General features: G+C 61.4%; 28 protein-coding genes. 19 read left to right on the top strand and 9 right to left on the bottom strand.

Annotation, left to right across the window (positions count from 1 at the left end):
• The first annotated feature begins 13 nt into the window (after positions 1-13).
• The 6 genes from GGD40_RS23730 to GGD40_RS23705 all read left to right on the top strand — a co-directional run bounded on the left by GGD40_RS23730 (position 14) and on the right by GGD40_RS23705 (position 4,264).
• A complete protein-coding gene (locus GGD40_RS23730) occupies positions 14-448 on the top strand; it encodes a hypothetical protein (protein WP_179712521.1) in 435 nt (144 codons plus the stop codon).
• Between the two features lie 205 nt (positions 449-653).
• The gene (locus GGD40_RS23725) at positions 654-995 is read left to right on the top strand and encodes a PadR family transcriptional regulator (RefSeq protein WP_179745297.1); all 342 of its coding nucleotides are present in this window, start codon (positions 654-656) and stop codon (positions 993-995) included.
• The gene (locus GGD40_RS23720) at positions 992-2,164 is read left to right on the top strand and encodes a DUF1700 domain-containing protein (protein ID WP_179745296.1); all 1,173 of its coding nucleotides are present in this window, start codon (positions 992-994) and stop codon (positions 2,162-2,164) included. The genes GGD40_RS23725 and GGD40_RS23720 overlap by 4 nt, the downstream gene beginning before the upstream one ends.
• 57 nt (positions 2,165-2,221) lie before the next feature.
• Complete coding sequence (locus tag GGD40_RS23715; protein WP_179745295.1) at positions 2,222-3,019, top strand: BPSS1780 family membrane protein; 798 nt, start codon at positions 2,222-2,224, stop codon at positions 3,017-3,019.
• Between the two features lie 100 nt (positions 3,020-3,119).
• Positions 3,120-3,755, top strand: coding sequence for a cytochrome b/b6 domain-containing protein (locus GGD40_RS23710; RefSeq protein WP_373565418.1), 636 nt, complete (start codon positions 3,120-3,122; stop codon positions 3,753-3,755).
• Between the two features lie 125 nt (positions 3,756-3,880).
• Positions 3,881-4,264 (top strand): hypothetical protein, encoded by a 384-nt coding sequence (locus tag GGD40_RS23705; protein WP_179712529.1) that lies wholly within the window; start codon positions 3,881-3,883, stop codon positions 4,262-4,264.
• Between the two features lie 79 nt (positions 4,265-4,343).
• Here GGD40_RS23705 and GGD40_RS23700 read toward each other — a convergent pair whose 3' ends face one another.
• A complete protein-coding gene (locus GGD40_RS23700) occupies positions 4,344-4,814 on the bottom strand; it encodes a hypothetical protein (RefSeq protein ID WP_179712531.1) in 471 nt (156 codons plus the stop codon).
• A gap of 160 nt (positions 4,815-4,974) precedes the next feature.
• Here GGD40_RS23700 and GGD40_RS23695 point away from each other — a divergent pair, with 160 nt between their 5' ends.
• Complete coding sequence (locus GGD40_RS23695) at positions 4,975-5,667, top strand: NnrU family protein (RefSeq protein ID WP_179745293.1); 693 nt, start codon at positions 4,975-4,977, stop codon at positions 5,665-5,667.
• A 111-nt stretch (positions 5,668-5,778) separates the two neighbouring features.
• A complete protein-coding gene (locus GGD40_RS23690) occupies positions 5,779-6,222 on the top strand; it encodes an SRPBCC family protein (RefSeq protein WP_179712535.1) in 444 nt (147 codons plus the stop codon).
• 73 nt (positions 6,223-6,295) lie between these two features.
• Here GGD40_RS23690 and GGD40_RS23685 read toward each other — a convergent pair whose 3' ends face one another.
• From GGD40_RS23685 to GGD40_RS23675, 3 genes are all read right to left on the bottom strand, one after another.
• Entirely contained in the window at positions 6,296-6,568 is a 273-nt protein-coding gene (locus GGD40_RS23685) for a hypothetical protein (protein WP_179745292.1), read from the bottom strand.
• A gap of 301 nt (positions 6,569-6,869) precedes the next feature.
• Positions 6,870-8,117: an EAL and HDOD domain-containing protein gene (locus GGD40_RS23680; RefSeq protein WP_179745291.1), complete on the bottom strand. Its 1,248-nt coding sequence runs from the start codon at positions 8,115-8,117 to the stop codon at positions 6,870-6,872.
• A 389-nt stretch (positions 8,118-8,506) separates the two neighbouring features.
• Entirely contained in the window at positions 8,507-9,391 is an 885-nt protein-coding gene (locus tag GGD40_RS23675; protein ID WP_179745290.1) for a LysR family transcriptional regulator, read from the bottom strand.
• Between the two features lie 128 nt (positions 9,392-9,519).
• Here GGD40_RS23675 and argC point away from each other — a divergent pair, with 128 nt between their 5' ends.
• On the top strand, positions 9,520-10,449 hold the full coding sequence (gene argC, locus GGD40_RS23670; protein ID WP_179745289.1) for an N-acetyl-gamma-glutamyl-phosphate reductase: 930 nt from the start codon (positions 9,520-9,522) through the stop codon (positions 10,447-10,449).
• A gap of 48 nt (positions 10,450-10,497) precedes the next feature.
• Here argC and GGD40_RS23665 read toward each other — a convergent pair whose 3' ends face one another.
• The gene (locus GGD40_RS23665; protein WP_179713981.1) at positions 10,498-11,235 is read right to left on the bottom strand and encodes a helix-turn-helix domain-containing protein; all 738 of its coding nucleotides are present in this window, start codon (positions 11,233-11,235) and stop codon (positions 10,498-10,500) included.
• Positions 11,236-11,351: 116 nt separating this feature from the next.
• Here GGD40_RS23665 and GGD40_RS23660 point away from each other — a divergent pair, with 116 nt between their 5' ends.
• Positions 11,352-11,975, top strand: a complete 624-nt coding sequence (locus GGD40_RS23660) for a YebB family permuted papain-like enzyme (protein WP_179745288.1) — start codon at positions 11,352-11,354, stop codon at positions 11,973-11,975.
• 129 nt (positions 11,976-12,104) lie between these two features.
• Positions 12,105-12,545 carry an inner membrane protein YiaA gene (gene yiaA / locus GGD40_RS23655; protein WP_179713982.1) on the top strand — a complete coding sequence of 147 codons (441 nt, stop codon included), beginning with the start codon at positions 12,105-12,107 and terminating at the stop codon, positions 12,543-12,545.
• Positions 12,546-12,594: 49 nt separating this feature from the next.
• Here yiaA and GGD40_RS23650 read toward each other — a convergent pair whose 3' ends face one another.
• Both GGD40_RS23650 and GGD40_RS23645 read right to left on the bottom strand, forming a co-directional pair.
• Positions 12,595-13,137, bottom strand: coding sequence for a DinB family protein (locus tag GGD40_RS23650; protein WP_179712552.1), 543 nt, complete (start codon positions 13,135-13,137; stop codon positions 12,595-12,597).
• A gap of 178 nt (positions 13,138-13,315) precedes the next feature.
• Positions 13,316-13,963 carry an arylsulfatase gene (locus GGD40_RS23645; protein ID WP_179745287.1) on the bottom strand — a complete coding sequence of 216 codons (648 nt, stop codon included), beginning with the start codon at positions 13,961-13,963 and terminating at the stop codon, positions 13,316-13,318.
• A gap of 355 nt (positions 13,964-14,318) precedes the next feature.
• Here GGD40_RS23645 and GGD40_RS23640 point away from each other — a divergent pair, with 355 nt between their 5' ends.
• Positions 14,319-15,728, top strand: coding sequence for a purine-cytosine permease family protein (locus GGD40_RS23640; protein ID WP_179712554.1), 1,410 nt, complete (start codon positions 14,319-14,321; stop codon positions 15,726-15,728).
• A gap of 98 nt (positions 15,729-15,826) precedes the next feature.
• Here the strand turns inward: GGD40_RS23640 and GGD40_RS23635 are convergent, their stop codons facing one another.
• A complete protein-coding gene (locus GGD40_RS23635) occupies positions 15,827-16,753 on the bottom strand; it encodes a LysR family transcriptional regulator (RefSeq protein WP_179712556.1) in 927 nt (308 codons plus the stop codon).
• 196 nt (positions 16,754-16,949) lie between these two features.
• Here GGD40_RS23635 and GGD40_RS23630 point away from each other — a divergent pair, with 196 nt between their 5' ends.
• Genes GGD40_RS23630 through argE form a run of 4 tightly spaced genes read left to right on the top strand, consistent with a single transcriptional unit; the run spans position 16,950 to position 20,595 of the window.
• A complete protein-coding gene (locus GGD40_RS23630) occupies positions 16,950-18,299 on the top strand; it encodes a flavin-containing monooxygenase (protein ID WP_179745286.1) in 1,350 nt (449 codons plus the stop codon).
• Positions 18,299-18,730, top strand: coding sequence for a RidA family protein (locus GGD40_RS23625; protein WP_179745285.1), 432 nt, complete (start codon positions 18,299-18,301; stop codon positions 18,728-18,730). Before GGD40_RS23630 ends, GGD40_RS23625 begins: the two co-directional genes overlap by 1 nt.
• A gap of 10 nt (positions 18,731-18,740) precedes the next feature.
• Positions 18,741-19,418, top strand: coding sequence for a DUF1028 domain-containing protein (locus GGD40_RS23620; protein ID WP_179745284.1), 678 nt, complete (start codon positions 18,741-18,743; stop codon positions 19,416-19,418).
• A complete protein-coding gene (gene argE / locus GGD40_RS23615) occupies positions 19,411-20,595 on the top strand; it encodes an acetylornithine deacetylase (RefSeq protein WP_179745283.1) in 1,185 nt (394 codons plus the stop codon). The genes GGD40_RS23620 and argE overlap by 8 nt, the downstream gene beginning before the upstream one ends.
• A 33-nt stretch (positions 20,596-20,628) precedes the next feature.
• Here the strand turns inward: argE and GGD40_RS23610 are convergent, their stop codons facing one another.
• Positions 20,629-21,456 (bottom strand): SDR family NAD(P)-dependent oxidoreductase, encoded by an 828-nt coding sequence (locus GGD40_RS23610; protein WP_179745282.1) that lies wholly within the window; start codon positions 21,454-21,456, stop codon positions 20,629-20,631.
• Positions 21,457-21,581: 125 nt separating this feature from the next.
• Between GGD40_RS23610 and GGD40_RS23605 the strand changes: the two genes are divergently transcribed.
• The 3 genes from GGD40_RS23605 (at position 21,582) to GGD40_RS23595 (ending at position 24,942) form a co-directional block, all read left to right on the top strand.
• The gene (locus GGD40_RS23605; RefSeq protein WP_179712568.1) at positions 21,582-22,460 is read left to right on the top strand and encodes a LysR family transcriptional regulator; all 879 of its coding nucleotides are present in this window, start codon (positions 21,582-21,584) and stop codon (positions 22,458-22,460) included.
• 67 nt (positions 22,461-22,527) lie between these two features.
• Entirely contained in the window at positions 22,528-23,439 is a 912-nt protein-coding gene (locus tag GGD40_RS23600; RefSeq protein WP_179745281.1) for a sterol desaturase family protein, read from the top strand.
• Positions 23,440-23,667: 228 nt separating this feature from the next.
• Entirely contained in the window at positions 23,668-24,942 is a 1,275-nt protein-coding gene (locus GGD40_RS23595) for an oligosaccharide flippase family protein (protein ID WP_179712572.1), read from the top strand.
• Positions 24,943-24,991: the final 49 nt, after the last annotated feature.

The raw sequence follows: 24,991 nt of genomic DNA, 5'->3' as shown, positions 1-24,991 counted from the left end.
GGCCGCGCAAGGAATGAGCGAATTCATGGTCACTGGAAAAAACACCGTCAACGTGACCGGCGCCAACGGCGGCCACGACGGCGGCCAGGACCCGAAACGTGAAGAGTTGTCGGTCTCGGTCGTGGGCCCAACCGGACCCATTACCGACGCGAAATGCGCACTGTCCAACGATAAAGGCGACTGGTCCGTCACCGCGCCCGACACCGTAACGGTTCGCCGGTCCGCGTCCGTGCTCAAGATCCGCTGCGAAAAAGAGGGCTACGCGGCGACTGAAGGCGCCATCGAAGCCACCACCGCCAAGATCGAGCCGAAGCACTTCCGCTTCGGCACCGATGCCGGCGGCGACGGTGGGGACGACGACGAGAGTTCGCTGATTACCGTCCCGCAATACTTGCCGTCGCTCGTCATCACGCTGCACGAGAAGGGCGCCCCTCAGGCAACGAACTAACACCGCTGCCACAGCAACGCGCGAAGCCTCGGTTCGCTTCGCGCGGTTCTCATTCGATCCATCGGCCGTCTCCGGCCTGTGCATAAAAAGATACCTTGCATTGAACGGTACCGGCTGCTAGAGTACCTACCAACAAACGGGGAAGACCACCTCCCGCCAGTGCATAACAAGGTACCGTGCTATGCACGCAACAAAATGGCTCTGAATGAAAACCCAGCTTAAGAAGGGCACTCTCGACATGTGTGTGCTTGCCGTCCTCGCCGGCGGCGACAGTTATGCATACGAGATCGTCTCGACCCTATCGGAAACCATGGAAATCAGCGAGGGCACGATTTATCCGCTGATGCGCCGGCTCCAGGCTGAAGCGTGGGTCACCACGTACTTCGTCGAATCCAACTCGGGGCCGCCGCGCAAGTACTACACCTTGACGAACGCCGGCCGCGACAGTCTCGCGGAAATGCAAGACGAATGGCGCAGTTTTGTCGATGAGGTCAATGGCGTGCTGGCTCTATCCCGCATGCCCTCCGGAACAGGGGAACAGGAATGACGCAGGAAGAATTTATCCAGAAACTCCGCATTGAACTGGGGAGTTTGCCGAAGCACGTAGTGGACGAAATCGTGGCCGACTACCACGAGTATTTCGGCGACGCGCTCGCCGCCGGTCGCAATGAGGCCGACGTGGTCGCGGCGCTCGGCGACCCGATCAAACTGGCGCGTGAGTTGAAGGCCCAGGCGACCTTGCGTCAGTGGGAAGCACGGCGGTCGTTCGGCAATCTGGCGAAGGTGATCGTGTCGATCGCCGGGCTCGGGTTGTTGCAGTTGTTCCTGCTGATTCCGTTCATGTTTTATCTGCTGATGCTGACGGTGGGTTACGCGGTGTCCGGTGCGCTTGCGGTCGCCGGATTCGTGACGGTTATCGCGCTCGGTAGTCATCATCTGTTGGGGTGGCCGTCGTCGTTCACGTCGCTGCCGTTCACCTTCGAAAGCGACGATGTGGGCCACGTCAGCGCGAATTCGAGCGGTAAGGCGAGCGGCAAGGCATCGCACGACGACGATGATGAAGACGTCGCCTCCAACTCTGACGACGCGCGTCTTGCGCAAGTGGACATGAAGGTCTTCAGAGTCGTGGGCGACCGTTTCTTCCTGCGGCCCGATGACGCCACGCGAATTTCGGTGGTGACGCTTGCGGGCCCGGTGGACATCGAGAATAAAGACGGCAAGCTGAAGATCGACTCAGTCGGCGGCGGACGCGATCGGTTCAAGGTCGAGAAAGACGGTTCATGGTCGATCGCCCGGGCCGACATCATCGCACTCGATCTGAAGGATGCCGATGGCGACCATGTGTCCGTGGCGCGCGTTGGGAGCGATCCGAAAGCCATGGCGTGGGACGTTTCGAATCACGGCGACCATTTGTCCTTCGTACAAGGCGCGGGCGGCCAACCCAAAAGTCTGTCCGTACACAGCGGTTCGGATTCGGTGGTGATCGATAACGACCACGTCGCGATCAAGAACGGTATCAACGACGTGATGATTTTCGGACCACGTCACTCAAGCATCGGCGTGATGATCTACGGATTCGCGATGCTGCTGGCAGGTGTCTTCGGTTTGTTTGTTTGTGTGTGGCTGACGCGCATGACCTGGCGCGCGCTGGCCCACTACGTTCAGCGGCAGCTTGAGGTCATCACCACCCGGCTGGAAGCAGGGCACGCCTCCTGACACGGGCGGCGCGGGTGACTCACGTCTGTCTACTCACTCCGTAAAAAGGAAATGGTCATGAAAATGCACTATTTGCACGACTCGGCAGTCCCGAACGGCGCACACAATGCGCAAGGCTCACGTCTTCCGAACGCTCGCATGATCGGTATGGCGAGTTTCGCAGGCTGGCTCGAAGAGGGCGCGCGCATTGCTCGCGTCCGGCCGGTGTTGTGGCTCGCGGCGGTGCTGGCCTGCGCCGATATCGCGACGCTGTTGGATCTTGTACCGTCGTTGTTGATGCTGGGCATGCTCGTCGCGCCGATCGCCATGGCGGCCGTCGTGATGATGCAGGAGCGCTCGAGCAATGGTGCGCATTGGTCGGTCAGCGAGATGGTCGACGTCGTCCATGCGCATCGGACCGCATTGCTCTCTATCGGAGCGTGCTGCGTTGCCGCGACGTACATCGGTCAATTGATTTTGTTCGCGGCATTCCATGTGAGCGTGAAGGCATCCGTTGCGGCGAATGGCGTGCATGCTTTGACGTTCGCTTACGCCACGCACAATGGCGCGGACAATGCGCTGGAGCCGGTATTCAATGCGTTGCTCCATGTGATTCCGGTTGCGCTGTTGTGGTTCGCCCCGGCGCTGGTGGTACTGAACAAAGCTTCACCGGCTAACGCGATGACAGCGAGTGTGCGTGCTGTGGTGCGCAATTGGCCCGTCGCGTGTTTGGGTCTCTTCGCGATCGTCACCGGCGCGTTACTGGTTCCTTTCGTACCGATGCTTGTGCGCGCACTTATCGTGACGCCGCTCGCCACTGCGCTGATCGTCATGTCGCTGTATGGTAGCTATCGTGGTGTATTCGTCGAGCGATAAAACGGCGTCGCCCACTCAGCCATAGGCACGCGAGGGCCAACACGTGGATCCCGACCAACCGCTTAGTGCAGCGCAGCAGTCTGCTCATCGAGCGGTAGTGGTGTGGGACTTGCCCGTCCGTCTCTTCCACTGGTCCGTGGTGGTGCTGGTCGTCACCGCCTACGTCACCATCCGATTGAACTGGATGGACTGGCACGTCCGGATCGGCGAAACCTTACTCGCGCTGGTGCTGTTCCGTTTGTTATGGGGTTGCTTCGGCAGCGAGACAGCACGATTCCACAGTTTTCTGGCTTCGCCCGTTGCCGCGCTGCAGCATCTGCGACACGTGTTGCGCCGCGATCCGGACGTGCAGGTCGGCCACAATCCCGCCGGCGCGTGGATGGTGCTTCTGCTGCTCGCATTACTGCTGACGGAAACGCTCACCGGGCTCTACGTCTACAACGACGTCGCCGACGTGGGCCCCCTCTCCGAATGGATGCCCGCACCGATCGCCAATGCGATTTCCACGCTGCATGCCGTCGTGTGGGACATGCTGCTGATCGCCGTCGTGCTGCACGTGACGGCCATTCTGCTCTACGCGGTCGCCAAAGGGCACAACCTGCTGCGACCCATGCTGACAGGCCGTAAGTCCCTGCCGGCGGACGTCCAGGCGCCGCGCCTGGCGTCGGCGGCACTGGCGCTGTTATTGCTCGCCATCGCGGCCGCCGTGGTCGTGGCGCTCGCCACGTATCTCTGACACGCGCGTTCTGCGCTGCATCTGAATCCGCGATCCACCGGACACTGCGCAAATAAGGCATCAATGCCAATGGTTACGCGTCGACGGTCATGCTAGGATTTCCGCAAACAACTCCGGAGACAGCTATGCCGTTCATCTGCGAAAACGTTGAGTGTCGCGCCGTGCTCGCTCGCGGGCAGGTCAAACCCAAGCGCGAGGACAGCGGGTGGTGTTTCTACTGCCCAGACTGCAAGGCAAGGAATGTGTTGAACGATGTGGGTGTGCCGGGCGGTTCTCTGGAGCTGGTTCAGCCAGAGCGCTCTGGTCTCCCTCACAAAGTCGTTGCAACGGCCCGGCAACTGGAAGAGGGCGGCTATGCGGCGCAATTGCGCGTCCAGCGCGCGCTAGGAACGAGGGGCACTTACGCGGTGGAAGAACACTGGGATCAGCTCGGTGTCTTCCTCAATGCGCAAGAAGCCGTCGCCCATGCGAAGACCGTCGCGGCAGACTTGCTTGAGAGGAAAGCCTAGTCCTGATTGAACGCTGGATCTGGCCGTGCGTAGCGCGCGCGGATCCGGCGCGCGCCAGGCTCATTGGAAGTTCGGTTCGCTAAGCGTCGACGGCGGCGAGCCTGACAAACAGTCGGGCCGCTTCGTTGCCGTGAGATAAAGCGCGCAATGCGAGCGTGAGCGCGAGCTGTGCGTCGTGAGCGACTGCGCCGCGATCCTGGTCGAAAAGTTTGACGGCGTGGCGCATATGCTGCGCCGCCTGCAGATGGAGTTCCGCTGCCGTTGCGTGCTGCTTCGCCGCCGCGCTAACGATGCTGGCATTGCTGGCGCCCGGCGCGGTCGAAGCAGGCGTTGTCGGCGGCGCGCCCGTGCTGTGCGCGCCGGCCTCGTGAGCCTCGTCGATGGCTTGCAACGTGTGGCCGTGGGCCATCATCGCCTGATGCGCGGCGTGCGCATGATCCTGACCCTGAGCCGTTTCGAAGTGCCGGGACGCCCCGTGGTGATACCGCGCTGCCTGTTCGTGATGTGACGCCGCCGCTTCAAGATGAGCTTTCTTGCTGTGCTTGTTCATACGGGCTCCTGCGCGACTGTAGGACTGACTCACTCCGATAACGACCGATAAGAAGACGCAGTGGCGGGTCGGAAACCACTCGTTGCCAATGTACACGCACTTGCATCGTCTATAACGATTTCATCGAGTCTTCCCACACTATCAGTCGAGGAACAAGGCCATGGACAGCACCCAGGCAGTGGCAGTGGCGGCGGTCGCTTTTGTGGGCAGCCACTTTCTCTTGTCTCATCCATTGCGTGGGGTATTGGTCCGCGCGATTGGCGCAGCGGCTTTCCAGGGTGTTTATTCGCTGGTGGCGTTCGTGACTCTCGGCTGGCTGATCTGGGCCTATGTGAAAGCGCCCTTGACGTCGCCGTTCTGGCCGGTTGGGGACGTGCTCTGGGCGGTGGTCACCGTCGTCATGTTGATCGCGTCGATTCTCCTGATGGGCTCATTGATCCGCAATCCGGCGCTGCCCACCGGCGGTCGGCCGGGCGCGTTCCCGGAGGTCGCGCTCGGGGTATTCGCCATAACGCGTCATCCGATGATGTGGTCGTTCGCTTTATGGGGGCTGTGCCATATCGCGGTGTTTCCGATCGCGAAGAACATGATTCTCGGCGCGGCGGTCATCGTTCTTGCGCTTGTCGGCTCTGCGATGCAGGACCGGAAGAAGGAGCAGCTTCAGCCCGAGCAGTGGCCGGTGTGGGAATCGAAGACGAGCTATCTGCCGTTCGCGGCGATCGCCGCCGGCCGTGCGCGGCTCGGTGGATTCGGCATGCACGCGCTGATGGGTGGGCTCGTCGTGTGGCTCGCGGCAACCTGGGCGCACGGGCCGCTCAGCGGGTTTGCCGCGGGGATCTGGCGCTGGTTCTAAACGTCGTGGCGGCGCTGCCGGGTTTTCCCTGGCAAGAAGCGTTGTCGATATCGACGCCGCGGATTCGTCGTACAGGTATGTCCAACTTTTTTAGTGAAAGGTAAGCACACCATGACTACCGGAACCATCCGTCTGCACCGCGTCCTGCACGCGACCCCCGAGCGACTCTATCGCGCCTTTCTGGAAGCCGATGCGAAAGCGAAATGGCTTCCGCCGTATGGTTTCACCTGCAAGGTTCATCATCTGGATGCGCGCGTGGGTGGCACGTACAAAATGTCTTTTCACAATTTCGGCACGGGTGAGGGCCACTCGTTCGGTGGCGAGTACCTCGAACTCGTACCGTTCGAGAAGATTCGCTATACGGATCGGTTCGACGATCCGAATCTTCCCGGGCAGATGACTACGACGGTTTCCATTCGGCAGGTATCGTGCGGGAGTGAGCTCACTATCGTGCAGGAAGGCGTGCCCGAGGTTATTCCCGTGGAGATGTGCTATCTCGGTTGGCAGGAGTCGCTGGCGCAATTGGCGAAGTTGGTCGAGCCGGTGATTCCTTGATTGCGTGATCTCGCCCGCAGGAAGCGGGCAAACCGTGAGGTCGCAATACAATAGTGCGGCCTCGACGGATTGCTCAGCGCGTCGTGACGCTACGCGTCACGAGCAACCACAAGCGTGCCACAGCCGCACGCATGCCGTTAGTAGATGCCCGCGCAGTGGTCCGCGAATCCTCTTCAGCAATGCGCACATTAAAGGCGTGACTGTTCCGCTCTTCCTGCATCGGAAGACTCCAGTACTCGTACGGGTACAACATCCGGCTGAGGCGAAAATGCGCTTCGCGCCTGTCGCCATGCCATTCGGTCGTGGCGTCTACATACCTTGTCAACTCTGGGCTTCTTTCGTCCATGATGATCTCCGCGAGTGATGCCGATCACGGAGACGCCATAAACAAAAAAGGCCTCGTCCGTATTACGGCGAGGCCTTGTAAGCTGCGTATCTACTTGTCTAACGCGTACAGGCCTCCCGTGGCATATCCGAGCGGACTGCCATTTGGCGGAACATCGCGAAAGAGAAGAAGTTGAGCGTCAGCATGGAGTCAAGTTTCTTTGCAATTGCAACGCGTGTCAACACTTAACTGCTGCGGGAGTTCTGATGGTGAAGTACCTTCGATGCTAACCATCGCTTCACCGATCCAGCGCGCACAACCTTCAATAACACTCAATCATCTTCCTCGACTCTTCCGCCGAAACAGCCAGCCGTCGCAATCCGCCAATCGCTGCTTCTCCCTCACCACGTTCGAGATGCCCGGCAATCAGCAGTAATTCTCCAAGCACGCCACCGCCGTCGAGAATCGCCCCACGAATCGATTCGGAAACCGGCAACTCGTCGACGAAGTTGCGCAACTCCATGTGATACGCGATATGCAGTAGCGACAGCATGCCGGTGAGGTAAGCCGTAGCGAGCAGCGGACGCGACCCGTCCGGCAGCAGGTCGATTGCCTTCTCCATGAAATGCGCGCGCCGCTGCGCGAGCAGCACAAGCGGATCGTCGTCGATAGGCAGACCGTCGCGATTGGCGTAAAGCAGAAGCCCGCACCAATGCAGCAGCCGGCGGCTGCCGGCAATGGAAAGGGCCTGTTTCAGCGACGAGATGCGCTCGGCCTTGCCATTGGGTTGCTCGCTGCTATTGGCAAGTCGCAGCAGTTGCGCGACCAGCATGGGCGTTTCTTTCAAAGCCCGCGCAATACTGCTCAACGGCGCGTCGCTGCCGACCAGATCGAACACGCGAAGGATCGCCTTCACCGGCGGCATGGCGCGCTTGCCGGAAAAGATCTGCGGCTTCGAAAAATAGTAGCCCTGCAGCAGGTCGCAACCGAGTTCCCGGGCCAGTTCCGCGTCCTCGACGGTTTCGACCTTTTCGGCGAGCACGACCTTGCCGGCACGTTTGAACTCGGCGACCAGTTCCGGCAATTCGCCGCGATCCACGAACGGCCAGTCGATCTTGATGATATCCACGGACGGCAGAAACCAGCGGATTTCGTCGGTCATGCCGCGCACGTCGTCTAGCGCGATCTGGAAGCCCGTGCCGCGCAACTCGCTGCAACGTCGTGCGAGATTCGAAGTCAGTTCGACCGACTCCAGAATCTCCAGCACGAATCGGGAAGCCGGCAAGACGTTCGGGTAGTCGGAGAACAGAAAGTCGTGCGGGCAGTTGAGAAAGGCGGCCTTGTTCCCAACCAGACGTTCGAGACCGATCGACCCGACCGCACGCTGCACCACCGCCGTCGTGCAGCGCAAATCGTCGTCGATGCAACCGGGTCCCGTGGGACCGTCCCTGAAAAGCAGTTCGTAAGCGACGACGCGGCCGCCCCGATCCATGATGGGTTGACGCGCCACGAACACGGCTGTATCGCGCGGTACTGCAACTTCGGTAGGGATGCTGCTGACGGCGCTCATTCCTGTTTCCATTTCAGACAATGTCCGGGGTACATCGTCGGGGTACATCGTCGGGGTACATCGTTATTGCCACTCCTGAAAGAGAGAATTCGGTACCGCGGAGTTAAATCTTTCCATCATATTCTGAATTCGGTTTTCGCCACGCGCAGGTTGACATCGCCGAAATGTCGATGGCGCGCGTGGTCGGTCAGTTCGGTAAAAGGCTAGATTGTCACCGATTCGCGTAACGCCGTCGATTAGCGGTTTGTAGCTGACCCTTTTACATAATGCAAACGGCATATTACAAACCAGTACTGACGGGGCACATTAACCGTAAGCGACATGCGTGATATTCATGCCGCGCTGAATGTCGTTGAATGCCGCAACCCATGAAAAATATCATTCAATCTCTATCTCAGCCGCAGATCCCACAGTACGTCGAGTACATGTCGCGTCGATCGCTCGACCTGTCCCGCGCGGTGCGCAATGCCGAGTTGGCGCCACAAAGCGGGCCGCAGCGGACGCATGACGATACGCGTGTCGAGCAAGGGCGTGGTGGCTTCATGAGGTAACAGCGCCGCGCCGTAGCCTGCTGCCACCAGACTTTTGATCGCGTCGTTGTAATTGACCTCGATACGCGGCGCCGGATGCTGTCCGCCGTTCGCGAACCATTCGGCGGTCAGGCGTGAGAGGCGGGTGGTGGCGTCGTTGAGAATGAGCGGCTGAGCGGCGAGCCAGGCGGGCGTGACGCGTGCCGGGCACGGCCATTGAGCCGGCACGAAGGCCATAACCGGATCGCGGCGCCACGGTTTGATCACGAGCCCCGCCACGGGCGATTGCGGCAGCGCGACCAGCCCCACGTCCAGCGAGCCGTCCGCGAGTCGTGTGAGCGTTTCCTGCGAGGTGAGCACGGCAACCTGAACGTCGATGCCGGCATGCTGCTGCCCCAGTACTTCGAGCGCCTGCGGCAACAGATGCGCGATCGCGCCCGTCGACGCGCCCAGCCGCACGCGACCGGCGAGGCCCTGCACCTGGCGCTGCACCTCTTCGAGCGTGCGTTCCGCGTCGTCCAGCAGACGACGCGCTTTCTCCACCAACGTCTCGCCTATGGCCGACGGCCGCACCTGCCCGCGTTTGCGCGACAGAAGCGGCGCGCCGATACGGCTTTCCAGCTCCGCGATGTGCAGGCTGACGGTGGGCGGCGCGAGGTTCAACGCGCGCGCCGCTTCCGCAAAGGAACCGCGCTCGGCGATCGCCACCAGCGTGCGCAAGCGGTCCAGACTGATCTCTCGCATGGCGGTTTTCCTCGTTCAGAAAAACTGAATATCAACGTCATGAAATTCAACTTTCTCTATTCTAGCTTCACGGGGAAGATAGCAGTTCCTGATTTCACCGTTCCCCCGATCACGCGAGAGTTTCCGATATGAGCGCTCCCCTTGTTTTCATCGATGGCGACCAAGGCACCACCGGATTGCAGATTCACGAGCGTCTGCGCGGCCGGACCGATCTGCAACTGGTCACGCTTGCCGCAGCCGAACGCAAGAATCCGCAGCATCGCGCGCAGGCGCTCAACGCGTGCGACATCGCGATTCTCTGTCTGCCCGACGCCGCCGCGCGCGAGGCGGTCTCGATGATCGCCAATCCCGCCGTCAGGGTGATCGACGCGAGCTCCGCGCATCGCACGCAGGACGGCTGGACCTATGGCTTTCCGGAGATGACGCAAGGGCAGGCGGAGCGCATTGCGGGCGCGCATCGTGTCACGAATCCGGGTTGTTATCCGACGGGGGCGATCGGGCTGTTGCGTCCGTTGTTGCAGGCGGGGTTAGTGCCGCGCGATTACCCGTTCGGTATCCAAGCGGTGTCGGGCTACTCGGGAGGCGGGCGTGCCGCCGTGGAGGCGCACGAAAAACCCGGTGCTTCCCAGATATTGCCGTTCCAGACCTACGGCCTGGCGTTGTCGCACAAGCACACACCGGAAATCCAGCAGCACGCGGGGCTCGCGCATCGCCCGCTTTTTGTTCCCGCTTATGGTGCGTTCCGGCAGGGCATCGTGCTGACTGTGCCGCTCGAATTGCGTCTGCTCGCCGCGGGCGTGGACGGCGCGACGCTGCGCGATTGTCTCGCGCGGCACTATGCCGGAGCGACTCACGTGCAGGTTACGTCGCTGGAAGAATCGCGCGCTTTGAGTCACCTCGATCCGCAAGCGCTGAATGACACCAACGACATGCGCCTGACGGTATTCGCCAACGAGGAGCACGGTCAGGTGCTGCTTGCCGCGGTGTTCGACAATCTCGGCAAGGGCGCGTCGGGCGCTGCCGTACAGAACCTGAATCTGATGATCGAACGGTTGTAGGCGCATCCATTCTTCAAAGAGAACTTAGGCGTTCCCCACCGCTGGGCGTCACGCCGCCCGCCGGAGCTTTCTGAATACTTCAGGTTCCCACACGCGCATTGCCAGAAGCAGGGCAGTGCCGCGCTTTTCCGTCAACGGGGCGGCCGACGATTCGTTGTGAAGCGCGGCCAGTTTGCCGCGCAACTTTCGCATTTCCACTTGCAGTTGAGCGTAGGCCGCCTCGGTCAACATGCCATGAGCGAAGTCCATGGACTCGTCCGGTACGTCGAAGCGGCTCTCCATGAAATCGGGCAGGCCCTGTTCCAGAAACAGATGCCGGATCGGGCCGTCCTGCAGCCAGTCGAAATCTCGCGCTACCAGCAAGCGGATCCGGTTTCCCGGCTTCAGATCCGCAATTCCCATGCGGTCAAGCACGAGAAGATGTTTGATGCACTCGGCTTTCGACAACCGGTAAGCGGACACGATGTCTTCCAGCGACCAGTGACTCAGCGCACAGATCGCCACGAGCAGCAGCTTCTCATTCGAGACGAGCTGCGCCTCCTGTTCACGCGTGAGTACATGCAGGCGCGGAATCGACGACTCCGCCTCCTGCAGTAATTCGATCAGCGTGACGCCGAGCAGATCGCAGATTTGCACGAGGCGCTCCACCGACAGACTCTCCCCCGCAAACAGACGCTTGACGCTGGGTTCCGATAAATCGAGCGCGAGTGCGACGTGGCGATAGGTCAATCCCGCCGCTTTGAGTTGCTGCTTGATCGTTGCAATGAGCTGACGCGTCTCGGTCATAAGGGTATTGAATTCCGATACCAAAAGTATCAGTCTAAGCAATTTTTCAGGTAGAAGATGCGATATTTGCGACCGGCTTGCATACTGCGCTCCATTGAACAAGCGAGGAGATCAGCATGTCGAGACAAGCGGACGCAACATCGCCGGCCCAATTGCGCGTTGGCGATCTGGTTTTCATCCGCGTCACTGCGCGGCCGTTCCTTGAAGTAGCCAGCGCCACGAACTCCTGGACGAATCACGTGGGTATCGTTATCGACGATCGCGGCGACGATCCTCTGATTGCGGAAAGCACCTTTCCTCTAGCGCGGACCACGCCGATGACACGCTTCGTCAAACGCTCCGAACACGGGCGCTACACGATCGCGAGACTCGCCACGCCGCTCGACGACACCCATCGTCACAAACTGATCGACGCAGTGACGAGCCGAATGGGCGCGTTCTACGACACGGGTTTCAATCTGAATTCGCGAGGGCAGTTCTGTTCGCGCTTTGTTCGTGAAGTCGTTTTCGACGCGACAAGTATTCAACTCGGCGAGGTGGAGACCTTCGCGACGCTGCTGCGCCGTCATCCCGATCCGAAGCTGGGATTCTGGCGGCTCTGGTATTTCGGCCGGATTCCTTGGCACCGGCCCACCGTGACGCCAGCGAGTTTGCTTCGAAGCCCGCATTTGCGGATGGTGAGCGACGCTGTTGAAACGGCGCCTGCGGTTTTGACAATGACCGGGAGCGGTAATAAGTAATAGCCCGGAGCAATAGCCATGAACTAAACGTGGTAACCGGTTTTTCTCATGCTGAATCAATATTTTTTTGCTGTCGCGTCTAAATCGCGTTACCCTTCGAACAAATTAATCGACAAAAGGAGAGTTTTTATGGACCGTTCCACGCAACAGCCGTCTTTCGCATTCATTGCCGCTTCATGGGGGGCATTGCTGGCCGGATTCTGCGCGTTTCTGCTCGGCCTGTGGAATGCCAACATGCAACTCAACGAGAAAGGGTATTACTTCACAGTGCTCGTGTTTGGTTTGTTCGCGGCGATTTCACTGCAAAAGAGCGTGCGCGATCGCGTAGAAGGCATTCCTGTTACAGCGATTTACTACGGCCTGTGCTGGGTTTCGCTTCTGTTGTCCATCCTGCTGCTGGGAGCGGGGCTGTTCAACGCCACGTTGGCGCTGAGCGAAAAAGGCTTCTACGGTATGGCGTTTATTCTTGCGTTGTTCGGCTCGGTTGCCGTGCAGAAGAATACGCGCGATATCAAGGCCACCAAGCCGCAATTCGCGGAAGTCGATCCGGCTCAGGGTACGCCGGAATAAGCGCAATAGCGCAATAGCGTCGCGCCAATCTTTGCGCGCGACGCTTCGATCATTTTTCCGCTACCACGTCATGCAGCCTGCGCGAAGGCTCGCTGCGATGAAGATGAACCGCATAGGTATCCCACGGCAACTGCAAACTCTGCGGCGAGCTGGCCGATACCTGCTTCATGACCCGTCCCACTTCGCCGCGGTGATAGCCGCCGTGGATAACCACGTGGGTCAGCATCTCTTCGCGGGTCATGGTTCCGCTATCGCCGTCGGTAAATGAAAAAGGAATCGATTGGGACAGCATGTCGGGCGTGACGGTTCTCGCATAGTCCAGATACCAGTTGTCTATCGCCGACAATTCCGCACGCAGCGCGTCCAATGAAGGGGTGTCCGGCGTGTTGTCTGCAGCGAAACCATGACGGTCACCCGCCAGATGAGCGGCGAATATCTTTTCCACCACCAGACAATGATTCATCAGCCGAAGGGCGATATGTCTTTCCTCGGCATGATGCGCGGCGTCGAGCCCCTGCATGGAGTCTAGCAATTCCTTATTTGCCCAGGTCTGGTAGCGGAACATCTTGAGCAATAGATTGGCTGCACTCATGGGGTCATTTCCTTGTTCGAATAGTGTGTGAGCTTCAGCACCATTATTTTCGGAGAAGGCCCTGTTGTCCACTCGCATTCCCGATGCCGTGCAAATGCGTGAATAGCCGCGCATTATTTTCATTTCTGCCCCTCCTGAATGGGCGCTTTTCGCGGCGAGCGCTCATGTTCTGGATGTGCTACGAACGTTCGTAGCGCAGTCGCATGACGAAATCGAGAACGACATGCGGGCTATCTAGCGGCCGTCGCGCTTTGTCGACCAGGTTCGCGGCGGGCGCCATCCACGGATGCGCGAACGCGACAACGGTGGCGCCGCCTTCATATGCTTCCTGCGCGGAGGATGCAATCGCAGCGTGGCACGCGTCATGATCGCCGTTTTTGAAATGCGTCCAGACGTGCGGGAGATGAACGACCGTCACCGACGCATTACTTTTGCTCGCGTGGTCAGTGAACAACCGGCGGTTCGATTCGATGGCCGATTCGGCTGCGCACAATACAGTAATGCTGCCACCTGCCTTCGTCGCCGCCGACGCCAATGCGGTATCCGCCCGGAGAACGGGCGCGGGCGAATCCCCGAGGTCTGCTACCGCGGGGCCGAGCGTCGCGCAAGTTAAAACGACCGCATCGGAATGAGCCGCTAACTTCAGCAGGCAACCGTGTACCCGTACTTTCAAATCGTCCGTAAGCCTCCCCGCCTGTTCGACCGACTCACGCAGATCCGCTCTCACTTCGTGATGAAATTTATCCGTGGGCAATCCAAGATCTTTCGCCGCCCGTTCGAATACCTGCCGGTTGCTCCCGATGGTGTGCAAAAAGGAAATCCGCATGGCCTGTTCCCCGTGAAGGTGCATTGTTGCGAGACACTGTCCGCTGTTTTCGCCTGGCGCGCAGACTGCCAGGGCCTCCGGCATTCTTCCGTGGCGCACCTGTCCTAACAAGACCACCCGCGATACCGGTATCGCCGACACCCCCCTTGCGCACCACGCCGTACCACCTTCTGCATCGAAAAAATCTATGCAAGGCATCGGTAAACAGTGTTGGTCAAAGAAATATGGCCTCAGTAAATTGAATTGACACATGGGGCACAGGCAGGGGCGAAGGCCTGTCTGCCACGCGACGTCAACGCCCTGGTCGCAACTTATCGAGCGCCACCGCGCAACAACGAAGGAAAGGGAGGGTGATATGGCCGACAGCCGCAGTGCGGTTCCACTGATCGAGAAACACACCATCGGTTACGTTCCGCACGAGGAACGACACGGAAAGGTGCGCGACCTGTTCACGCTCTGGTTCGGAGGCAACATCGCTCCGTTGCCGATCGTCACGGGCGCGCTCGGCGTGCAGATTTACCACCTCAACCTGTTCTGGGGTGTCATTGCGATTCTGGTCGGTCAGGCGATTGGCGGCGTGCTGATGGCGCTGCATTCCGCGCAAGGGCCGCAGATGGGTATTCCGCAGATGATACAAAGCCGGGCGCAGTTCGGCTCGTGGGGCGCGCTGCTCGTCACGGTGATCGCCGGCGTGATGTATGTCGGTTTCTTCGCGTCGAATATCGTGCTGGCGGGCAAGTCGCTGCATGGTATCGAGTCGACGATCCCGGTGCCGGTCGGCATTCTGGTCGGCGCGGTGGGGTCGGGACTGATCGGCATCATCGGCTACCGGTTCATTCACATTCTCAACAGGATCGGCACGTGGGTGTTGGGTATCGGTATCGTGATCGGCTTCACGTATATCGCGACCCACGTGACGACCGCCGATTTCCTGACGCGCGGCGGCTTTAATATCGCCGGCTGGCTGGCCACGGTGTCGCTGTCGGCGCTCTGGCAAATCGCGTTTGCGCCGTACGTGTCCGACTATTCGCGTTACCTGCCGGCCAACGTCGGTGTGGCCCGCACGTTCTGGGCGACCTACCTCGGCTGCACGCTGGGCTCGTCGCTGGCGTTCGTGTTCGGTGCGGTGGCGGTGCTTGCCGTGCCTCCCGGCGTCGATACGATGGACGCCGTGAAGCTGTCGACCGGTGCAATCGGTCCTTTCATGCTGGTTCTGTTCCTGCTGAGCGTGATCAGCCACAACGCACTCAATCTGTACGGCGCGGTGCTGTCGGTGATTACGTCGCTGCAGACCTTTGCGTATAAGTGGATTCCGACCGTCAAGGCGCGCGCCGTGCTGTCCCTGATCATCATGGCGGCCTGCTGTTTTGCGGCGGTGGGCGCGTCGAAAGACTTTGTCGGCCACTTCGTCGACCTGGTGCTCGCGTTGCTCGTGGTGCTCGTGCCGTGGACTGCGATCAACCTGATCGACTTCTATGTGATTCACAAGGGCAAATACGACGTCGATTCGATTTTCCGCGTGGACGGCGGCATCTATGGACGCTTCAACATGCAGGCGCTGATCGCCTACGCTGTCGGCATCGCCGTGCAGATTCCGTTCATGAACACGCCGATATATGTGGGCTCGTTCTCGGCGCACCTGGACGGCGCGGATCTGTCCTGGCTGGTGGGCATTATCGTCACGACGCCGCTTTACTACTGGCTCGCCACGCGGGACACCGCGTATCGTCGGCGTCAGAATCAGGCGAGCGTAACGGTTCACTGATCGATCCAGAGCATACCCTGCAAGAAAGCAGCGACGAACAATTCGTCGCTGCTTTTTTTCATTCCGAGGCACAGTCTTGCCGAATTCGCGCCGCTCAATCACCGCTCAATATGCAGCCGCCGGATATACGACTCGCAGAACGTCGAGAAGCGTCGCACCACCTGACGCGGCTTCATCGCATTGGATTGCGCAATGCCGAGCGTGGTGGCGTTGACGTCGTCTTTGAAGCGCTTGATCACGAAGTCTTCGCCATCCACGGTGCGGTTCGATTTGAGCGGGAAATTGAGGATGCTGTAACCCAGCCCATTCGCCACCATGCCGCGCACCACTTCCGGCTGCGACGAGCGGAACGCGGCGACGGGACGGCTGCCGACCGCGTCGAACAACGCTGAAAAATACTCGCGGCTGTGCGGCAGATCCAGCATCACATAAGGCTCGGACAACAGCTCTTCGAGCGACACCTTGCGGGCGCGCGCGAGCCGGTGCGTCTTCGGCAGGATCACATACGGCGGCAACGACAGCAGCGGCGTGAAGGTAATGCCCTCGGTGATATCGAGGCTATACGTCAGCGCAATGTCGAGCGAGCCATCGTTCAGGCCGTTCAGCAACGTGTCCTGATGCGCCTCCACGGTGTGGAACGCAATGCCCGCATGGTCCTGCACGAAACGGCTGATGATGCCGGGCATCAGCGGCGGCGCCAGCGAAACGAGGCAACCGAGCGCGATGGTGCCGGTCATGCCGCCGTCCATTTCCTTCGCGGCCAGTTGCAGGTCTTCGGCATTCTTCAGCAGATTGCGCGCGTGACCCAGCAGGTCGCGGCCGGCCTGCGTGAGCGACAAACCGCTCGCGTGATGGCGAATGAACAGCTGCACGCCGAACGATTCTTCGAGATCCGCCAGGGACGTCGAGATAGACGGCTGCGAGATATGCAGGCGTTTGGCCGCGGCGGTGAACGACAGCGCTTCCGCCGTCACGACGAAATATCGCAGTTGGCGCAGCGAGTAACGCAGCGGATTGCTTTCCATCCGTCTCTCTCCTCAAACAGGGTTCCACTGGCTGCATTGTGATCCACACAAAAAGGCCTTGCATAGAAAAAAACGATGCTATGGATTTTTTAAATATGTTTTTCCAAATCAGGCGGCCAGCGTACATTTTCTTCATGGTTGAGCGCAACGGCAGCGCCGGCGCTTGCCATCCAACGCTTTTCAAAAGGAAACAGCGATGACTGCTGAAAAAATTTCGATCGATACGCTGGTGGTGGGGGCCGGTCAGGCCGGCGTCGCGATGAGTGAACACCTGAGCAAGCTCGGTGTGCCGCATCTCGTGCTGGAGCGCGATCGCATTGCCGAACGCTGGCGCACGGGGCGGTGGGATTCGCTGGTCGCCAACGGTCCGGCCTGGCACGACCGCTTCCCCGGTCTGGAATTCGACGATCTCGAACCGGACGCGTTCGCGCCGAAAGAGCGGGTCGCCGACTATTTCGAAGCGTATGCCCGCAAGTTCAACGCACCGATCCGCACGGGCGTGGAGGTGACGAGTGTGGCGCGCCATGCGGGGCGGCCGGGCTTCACCGTGGAAACGTCGATAGGCGTGGTCGAGGCCAGCCGCGTGGTGGTGGCGACCGGACCGTTCCAGCGCCCGGTGATTCCGCCGATCGCGCCGCAAACGGACACGCTCACGCAGATTCATTCGGCGGATTACCGCAATCCGCAGCAATTGCCCGAAGGCGGTGTTCTGGTGGTCGGCGCTGGCTCGTCGGGCGTGCAGATCGCGGATGAGCTGCAGCGCGCCGGGCGGCAGGTTTACCTGTCGGTTGGCCCGCACGACCGTCCTCCGCGCGCCTATCGCAATCGCGACTTCTGCTGGTGGCTGGGCGTGCTCGGCGAATGGGACAAGGAAGCGGCGCGGCCGGGCAAGGAACACGTGACGATCGCGGTAAGCGGTGCGCGCGGCGGCCATACCGTCGACTTCAGAGCGCTCGCGCATCAGGGCGTGACGCTAGTCGGTCTGACGAAGACCTTCGACGACGCTCGCGTCACATTCGAAGCCGATCTCACGACCAACCTCGCACGCGGCGACGAGAACTATCTGTCGCTGCTGGACGCCGCGGACGCGTATATCACCCGCAACGGCCTCGATCTGCCGGAAGAACCGGAAGCGCGCCGCACGTTTGCGGACCCGGCCTGCGTGAGCGATCCCATTCTCGAACTCGATCTGGCCGCGGCCGGCGTGACCTCGATCGTTTGGGCGACCGGTTACGCGGTCGATTACGACTGGCTCCACGTCAACGCGTTCGACGCCAAAGGTAAGCCGCAGCATCAACGCGGCGTGTCGAGCGAACCCGGCGTCTATTTTCTGGGTTTGCCGTGGCTGTCGCGTCGCGGCTCCACGTTCATCTGGGGCGTGTGGCACGACGCAAAACATATCGCCGACCACATCGCCACGCAGCGCAAATATCTGTCCTATCGCGACGCTTCTCAGCGCGAGACAACGCAGCCTCGCAAGGAAGCACCGGCCAGTTCGCCCGCCGTATCGCGAGTTCAACACGTCAACGAATTGGGAGTGAATTAATGCCGACTCATACGCGCATCCGCATGTTCAACACGAAAGACACGTATCCGAACCAGTCGCTCGATAACGATCTTTGCCAGGCCGTTCGCGCGGGCAATACCGTCTATGTGCGCGGCCAGGTCGGCACGGATTTCGACGGTCGACTGATCGGCCTCGGCGATCCGCAGGCGCAGGCCGAACAGGCGATGAAAAACGTCAAACAACTGCTGCTGGAAGCGGGCAGCGACCTGTCCCACATCGTCAAGACGACCACGTATCTGATCGACCCGCGTTATCGCGAACCGGTCTATCAGGAAGTCGGCAAGTGGCTGAAGGGCGTGTTCCCGATTTCCACCGGCCTGGTAGTCAGTGCGTTGGGCCAGCCGCAGTGGCTGATGGAAATCGACGTGATCGCGGTGATCCCGGACGGCTGGCAGGCGAACCAGGCTTAAGGAGCAGGGCATGACATTCTCGATCGTTGGACGCTGTCCGGACACCGGGCAGCTTGGAATCGCCATCAGTTCGTCCAGTATCGCGGTCGGCGCGCGGTGCCCGTGGGTGCGCGCGGGCGTGGGCGCGGTCGCGACGCAGAACATCACGCTGCCCGCGCTCGGGCCGCGGATTCTCGACGGCCTCGAAGCGCCACAGGGCGAACCGGCGGCGGCGTTGGACCGTGCGCTCGGCGCCGACGAGTGGCGCGCCTATCGCCAGGTGACGGTGATCGATAGCCAGGGACGTACCGCGTTTTTCAGCGGCGACGAAGCGCTGGGTCTCCACAATGCCGTGGTCGGCAAGCAATGTGTTGCAGCGGGCAATCTGCTGGCGGATCGCGAAGTGATCGACGCGATGGTCCACGCGTTCGAGCATTCGTCGGGGATGCTCGCGGATCGTCTGCTGTCGGCCATGCATGCCGCGATGGCGGCCGGCGGCGAAGCCGGACCGGTGCATTCGGCGGCGCTCAAGGTGGTGGGCGAGGTGAGCTGGCCGATTGTCGACTTGCGGATCGACTGGGCGGATGAAGATCCGATCGGCAAGCTCGACGCTCTCTGGCAAGCGTATCGGCCGCAAATGCAGGACTATCTGACCCGCGCGTTGAATCCAACGGCGGCGCCAGGCTACGGAGTGCCGGGCGATGAATAAGCTGTCCAGCCGCGCACTGCTCGAACAACTGATCGGCTTCGCGACGGTGAGCCGGGATTCGAATCTGGAACTGATCGCGTTCATCCGCGATTACCTCGCGGATCTCGGCGTGCGGAGCGAACTGTTCTACAACCCGGAGCGCACCAAGGCCAATCTGTTCGCCACCATCGGCCCACAGAATCGCGGTGGGATCGTGCTGTCAGGACATACCGATGTCGTACCCGTCGATGGGCAAGCGTGGACCGTGGAGCCGTTCCGACTTACGGAGAACAACGGCCGTTTGTACGGTCGCGGCACCGCCGACATGAAAGGCTTTATCGCCTCCGTGCTGGCGGCCGTGCCTGCTTTTCTCGATCAGCCGCCGACGTTGCCCGTGCACCTTGCGTTCTCCTACGATGAAGAAGTGGGCTGCCTCGGCGTACGGCCAATGCTGGCCGAACTGGCAAAGCGTGCGCACAAGCCGCGCCTGTGTTTGATCGGCGAGCCTACCGGCATGAAACCGGTGCTGGGCCACAAAGGCAAACTCGCGATGCGCTGCCAGGTGAAAGGCGCGGCGTGTCACTCGGCTTACGCGCCGTATGGCGTCAACGCGATCGAATACGCGGCGCGGCTGATCGGCCGGCTTGGACAGATCGGTGCGCAACTGGCCCAGGCCGAACATCACGATCAGCGTTTCGATCCGCCGTTCACGACGGTGCAGACGGGCCTCATCAAAGGCGGCCGGGCGCTGAATATCGTGCCGGCGGAATGTGAGTTCGATTTCGAAGTGCGTGCGCTGCCGGGCTTCGATGCGCAAGCGGTCTCGGACGAACTGCGGTCTTATGCCGAGACTGAACTGCTGCCGGCCATGCGCTCGGTGCAAGCCGACACGGACATTCATCTGCAAGCGCTGAGCGCGTACCCCGGACTGGCCACCTCGCCGAATAGCGAGGCGGCGCGTTTGTTGACGTTGTTGAGCGGCTCCTCTGAGTTCGGCACCGTGGCGTTCGGCACTGAGGGTGGCTTGTTCGATGAGGCAGGCATTCCCACGGTGGTCTGTGGGCCGGGCAGCATGGATCAGGGGCACAAGCCGGACGAGTTCGTCACGGTTCAGCAACTGAGCGAGTGCGATGCAATGCTGGTTCGGCTGGCCGGTTATCTCAGCGACGCTCGCGCAGCGGAATTGACCACGCGCTAAAGCGGCACGAGCGGGCTGCAGGCCGCTCGTTCTTCACGCGTGTTCGGCCACAAGCTCATTGAGCCATGGCCGCAGACCGCCCAGCGTGAATCCACCATCCACCAGCAAGCTTTGTCCGGTGACGAAGCGAGCGTTGTCCGAGAGCAGCCAGAGCACCACGTCGGCGATATCTTCCGGCTGACCGATACGCCCCAACGGCGTGTGCGATAGAAACGGCCGCATCGCGCGTTCGTCCCCCAGCGCCGCTTCCGACATGGGCGTCGCGATCACGCCCGGGCTCACGTTATTGACGCGAATATTGCGCGAGCCCACCTCCATTGCGACGGCTCGCATCATCGCATCGAGCGCCCCCTTGCTCGCCGCGTAAGCCGACGTGCCTGGCATCGCGCCCTGCGCCGTCCACGACGACGTGTTGACGATCGCGCCGGCCACACCCGCCGCCAGCATTGCCCGCAACTCGTACTTCACGCACAGCGCCGCGCCGCGAAAGTTGGTCGCCATGACCGTATCGAAGTCCTCCGGCTCCATGTCGACGATGGGTTGCAAGGCGCCCAGCATCCCCGCATTGTTCCAGGCCATATGCAGCGTGCCGAACGTGGCGACGCTGCGTTCGACCAGACGGCGTACCGCATCGGCGTCGGTGACGTCGGTTGGAATCGCGAGCGCCCGGCCGCCGTCGTTCTCGATGGTTGCGGCCACGGCGTCGAGTTCGGCCGCGCGTCGGCCGGCTAGCACGACATTGGCGCCTTCGCGGCCGAAACGCAGCGCGGCGGCCTTGCCCATGCCGGTTCCAGCACCCGTGATCAGCACGGTCCGGCCGGCGAAGCGCTGCGGGAAAAGGGCGGGCGAATGAGTCGTCATGCGGAGGCTCCATAAATGGCGCGCGAGGCGGAGTGCCTTCGTCGACGCGGAAGCCGCAGTATGATTTAAAAGAAAACGGAGATAATCTGCGAAACCCTTGATTCTGTTGCAACCGAGAGTGTCAAATGGATCTTCTGGATAGCATGCGGGTGTTCGTTCGCGCGGTCGATGCGGGAAGCCTCAGCGCGGCCGCCGCGGACTGCGGCATGTCGTCGACGATGGCCGGCAACCATCTGCGCGCGCTGGAAAAACGCACCGGCATGAAGCTGCTCAATCGCACGACACGGCGTCAGAGCCTTACGGAATTCGGCGAAAGCTATTACGTGCGCTGCCAGGAGATTCTTCGCCTCGTCGCCGCCGCGGACACCCATGCGGAAAACCGTCAGGCCGTGCCGAGCGGCACACTGCGTGTGACGGCGCCCGTGTCGTTCGGCAGTGAAGCGCTGGCGCCCGCGCTCGGCGATTACCTCGCGCAGTATCCGCAAGTCGAGGTCGAGTTATCGCTGAGCGATCACACCGTCGATCTGCTGGAGCATGGTTTCGACGCTGCGATCCGGATCGGCGCGATTGCGGATACGGGGTTGGTCGCGCGTCCTTTAGCGCCGTACCGGATGATGATCTGCGCGTCGCCCGGGTATCTCGCCGCGCGGGGAACGCCACAGCATCCCGACGATCTGGCCGGGCATGAATGCCTCGCGTTCAGTTCATCATCCGGCGCACCGTGGCGGCTGAGCGGCGCCGAGGGCACGAGCCATGTCGCGGTCACCGGCCGTCTGCGCGTCAACCATGGCCAGGCGCTTCGCGTGGCCGCGTTGCAGGGCGTGGGGATCGTCATGCAGCCCGCCGTGCTGCTGCAAGCGGATGTCGCCGCCGGGCGTCTCGTGCAAGTTCTCGACGCTTACGAATTGCCGAGTCGTCCCATGCATCTGGTTTACTTCGCGGATCATCGCTCGCCGAAGCTGCGCAGTTTTGTCGAGTTCGCATTGCAGGCGTTCGGCGAATGACTTTGCGCTTGCGATACGAGGCTTGCCGATCTACGCTAGCCCGCATGCCGATACGGAGTGTTCGCGCATGGATGTGTTGCTGACGATCCTCAAATACAGTGTTGCGACGGTGCTCGTGGCGTCGCTGGCCGAGGCCGTGGTGCTCACCGTTCGGCGCGGCCGGCACGGTTACGACTGGCGCGCGGCGGCGGTGTCGGTGACCGACTTCCTGGTTCGCGAATACCCGCTGCGCTGGTTGCTGCCGCTGGCCTTCTATGGCGATGCAATGAACTGGGTCTGGCATCACCGGCTCTGGACCGTGCCTATGAACCATTGGAGCGGCTGGGTCGCCTGCTTCATCGGTCAGGAGTTCTGCTACTACTGGTTTCATCGTGCGGCGCATCGCACGCGCTGGTTCTGGTGCAACCATGCGGTGCATCATTCGCCGAATCAACTGACGCTGTCGGCGGCCTATCGTTTCGGATGGGCTGGGCGCCTCGCCGGTTCGCAACTGTTCTTCCTGCTCGCGCCGCTGCTCGGCATGCCGCCGCGCGTCGTGCGGACCTTTCTGTCGCTCAACCTGCTGTACCAGTTCTGGATCCACGCTACCTGGATTCCTCGCCTCGGGCCCCTGGAGTGGGTACTGAACACGCCTTCCGCGCATCGCGTGCATCACGCGTCGAATCTCGAGTACCTGGACGGCAACTACGGCGGTGTGCTGATTGTGTTCGACCGGCTTTTCGGCACCTACATCGCGGAGCGGCGCGACACGCCTTGCCGCTACGGACTCGTGCAACCGGTCACAACCTACAACTTGCTGACGATCGAGTTCGATCACTGGCGGGCGCTGTGGCGTGACCTGAAGACCGCGCGCTCGCTGGGCGAAGTCTGCGGCTATCTGTTGAAACCACCAGGTTGGCGGCCTGACGGCGACGGCGCGACGACCGAAGATTTACGACGCCGCGCCAGCCCTTCGGCTATCGCCAGGGAAATACCCTGAGGTCCTGGCATCGATCATGGAAGTGCGGGCTTGCCACTGCCGTTTCCGTTTGCTTTCCGTTCCTAAGCAAAGCCTTCCTGACTTGCCCCGGCCATATTTTTGTCACGCCACGTTCAGTGCCGCACAGTGCGTTGCGCAAAGATGACGCAAATTCGGTCGACGCCGCATCCGCCCTGATCGCCAAAACAAGACGCCATCCGGGGAGCAAGCGACCAGGGAGGGGAGACAGTGAGATCGATCAGGGTTGCGGCTTTCTCAGTGCGAGGAGGCCTTGGGCCGAGTGCGCCCACCTGGGTGTTGTTGCAGCAGGTCGTCGTACGCGGTCTCGTGGCGGTGAAGTTTCTTGCGCTGGGGCGCATTCTCGGGCCGTCGGCGATAGGCAGCGTCAGCATTGCGCTGCTCGCGGTGGCGATCGCGGAATCGCTGTCCGATACCGGGCTGGCGCAGGCGGTGATCCAGGGACGCGACACGCCCACGCATCAGGAACTCGGCGCGGTCTGGACCACGCTGACGACACGCGGCATCGTGGTCGCGTTGCTGCTGGTTGCGCTCGCTCCGGTCATGAATCGTCAGTTTCACCTCGGCAATGCGCTCGCGCTGCTGCAACTCGCGGCAGCGTTGCCGCTGATTCGCGGCCTCGCTTCGCCGGCTTATTTCGTCGTGCAACGTAATCGCGGTTTTCAGCAGCTTGCGGGGATCGAGACGGCCGCCGCGTTCCTCGATTGCTGCACCGGACTCGCGCTTGCGCTCAGTGGCGCGGGTGCTTTTTCGCTGCTGATCGGGATGATCGTCGGCGATACGCTGAAAAGCCTGCTCACCTGGATCACGATGCGGCCGCGGCCGCCGATCCGCCTCGCGTGGGCGGGTATTGGCCATTACATCGACTTCAGCCGCTGGATCTGGGCGGGCAGCGTGGTGAACCTGCTGCTTAACCAGTTCGACAAGGTGATTGTCGGCAAACTGCTCGGGCCGGCGCAACTCGGCGCGTATCAGATGTCGTCGAAGCTCGCGCAGATGCTGTTGACCGACGCCGCGTTCGCGATGGGCCAATACCTGTTTCCGACGTTTTCCGCGCAACACCGGCACGATGCGCGCATCGCGGCGCGGCGCGTCAGGTTGTATCTGATGATCGTGGCCGGTGGCCTCGCGATCCTGGTCGTGCTGCTGCGGATGATCGCCGAACCGCTGTTCGCGTTTATTCTCGGGCCCGCGTGGATGTCGGCCGTGCCGCTCTTCAAGATTTTCGTCATCAACATGGCGATCGGCGCGTTGATCGCGGTGTTCGTCGCGTACTTGCGCGCGGTCGGCGATGCGAAGGCGGTCACGCACGCGTCGCTGATTCAGATGGTGCTGCTGATCGCCATCGTGCCGCCCATGACGCACTACTGGGGCGTGACGGGCGTCGCGTGGTCGATGACGATCGGCATGGGCTCGGCCGCTACGTGGATGCTGTATCGCACGTTGCGGCGGCACGATGCGCGTCCTGTGCCACCGGTTGGCTGACTGACGGTCAAGGAGCCGGCTGCGGAAGGGACCGGGCGGAAGCGCACGG

Origin of the sequence: Paraburkholderia bryophila (genome assembly GCF_013409255.1) — a bacterium.
Classification (GTDB): Bacteria; Pseudomonadota; Gammaproteobacteria; order Burkholderiales; family Burkholderiaceae; genus Paraburkholderia.
This window is presented reverse-complemented; position numbering and strand designations above follow the sequence as displayed.

Coding starts and splice junctions, on each gene's coding strand:
- GGD40_RS23730 (WP_179712521.1), top strand. CDS start 14: ATGAGCGAATTCATGGTCACTGGAAAAAACACCGTCAACGTGACCGGC.
- GGD40_RS23725 (WP_179745297.1), top strand. CDS start 654: ATGAAAACCCAGCTTAAGAAGGGCACTCTCGACATGTGTGTGCTTGCC.
- GGD40_RS23720 (WP_179745296.1), top strand. CDS start 992: ATGACGCAGGAAGAATTTATCCAGAAACTCCGCATTGAACTGGGGAGT.
- GGD40_RS23715 (WP_179745295.1), top strand. CDS start 2,222: ATGAAAATGCACTATTTGCACGACTCGGCAGTCCCGAACGGCGCACAC.
- GGD40_RS23705 (WP_179712529.1), top strand. CDS start 3,881: ATGCCGTTCATCTGCGAAAACGTTGAGTGTCGCGCCGTGCTCGCTCGC.
- GGD40_RS23700 (WP_179712531.1), bottom strand. CDS start 4,814: ATGAACAAGCACAGCAAGAAAGCTCATCTTGAAGCGGCGGCGTCACAT.
- GGD40_RS23695 (WP_179745293.1), top strand. CDS start 4,975: ATGGACAGCACCCAGGCAGTGGCAGTGGCGGCGGTCGCTTTTGTGGGC.
- GGD40_RS23690 (WP_179712535.1), top strand. CDS start 5,779: ATGACTACCGGAACCATCCGTCTGCACCGCGTCCTGCACGCGACCCCC.
- GGD40_RS23685 (WP_179745292.1), bottom strand. CDS start 6,568: ATGGACGAAAGAAGCCCAGAGTTGACAAGGTATGTAGACGCCACGACC.
- GGD40_RS23680 (WP_179745291.1), bottom strand. CDS start 8,117: ATGAGCGCCGTCAGCAGCATCCCTACCGAAGTTGCAGTACCGCGCGAT.
- GGD40_RS23675 (WP_179745290.1), bottom strand. CDS start 9,391: ATGCGAGAGATCAGTCTGGACCGCTTGCGCACGCTGGTGGCGATCGCC.
- argC (WP_179745289.1), top strand. CDS start 9,520: ATGAGCGCTCCCCTTGTTTTCATCGATGGCGACCAAGGCACCACCGGA.
- GGD40_RS23665 (WP_179713981.1), bottom strand. CDS start 11,235: ATGACCGAGACGCGTCAGCTCATTGCAACGATCAAGCAGCAACTCAAA.
- GGD40_RS23660 (WP_179745288.1), top strand. CDS start 11,352: ATGTCGAGACAAGCGGACGCAACATCGCCGGCCCAATTGCGCGTTGGC.
- yiaA (WP_179713982.1), top strand. CDS start 12,105: ATGGACCGTTCCACGCAACAGCCGTCTTTCGCATTCATTGCCGCTTCA.
- GGD40_RS23650 (WP_179712552.1), bottom strand. CDS start 13,137: ATGAGTGCAGCCAATCTATTGCTCAAGATGTTCCGCTACCAGACCTGG.
- GGD40_RS23645 (WP_179745287.1), bottom strand. CDS start 13,963: ATGCGGATTTCCTTTTTGCACACCATCGGGAGCAACCGGCAGGTATTC.
- GGD40_RS23640 (WP_179712554.1), top strand. CDS start 14,319: ATGGCCGACAGCCGCAGTGCGGTTCCACTGATCGAGAAACACACCATC.
- GGD40_RS23635 (WP_179712556.1), bottom strand. CDS start 16,753: ATGGAAAGCAATCCGCTGCGTTACTCGCTGCGCCAACTGCGATATTTC.
- GGD40_RS23630 (WP_179745286.1), top strand. CDS start 16,950: ATGACTGCTGAAAAAATTTCGATCGATACGCTGGTGGTGGGGGCCGGT.
- GGD40_RS23625 (WP_179745285.1), top strand. CDS start 18,299: ATGCCGACTCATACGCGCATCCGCATGTTCAACACGAAAGACACGTAT.
- GGD40_RS23620 (WP_179745284.1), top strand. CDS start 18,741: ATGACATTCTCGATCGTTGGACGCTGTCCGGACACCGGGCAGCTTGGA.
- argE (WP_179745283.1), top strand. CDS start 19,411: ATGAATAAGCTGTCCAGCCGCGCACTGCTCGAACAACTGATCGGCTTC.
- GGD40_RS23610 (WP_179745282.1), bottom strand. CDS start 21,456: ATGACGACTCATTCGCCCGCCCTTTTCCCGCAGCGCTTCGCCGGCCGG.
- GGD40_RS23605 (WP_179712568.1), top strand. CDS start 21,582: ATGGATCTTCTGGATAGCATGCGGGTGTTCGTTCGCGCGGTCGATGCG.
- GGD40_RS23600 (WP_179745281.1), top strand. CDS start 22,528: ATGGATGTGTTGCTGACGATCCTCAAATACAGTGTTGCGACGGTGCTC.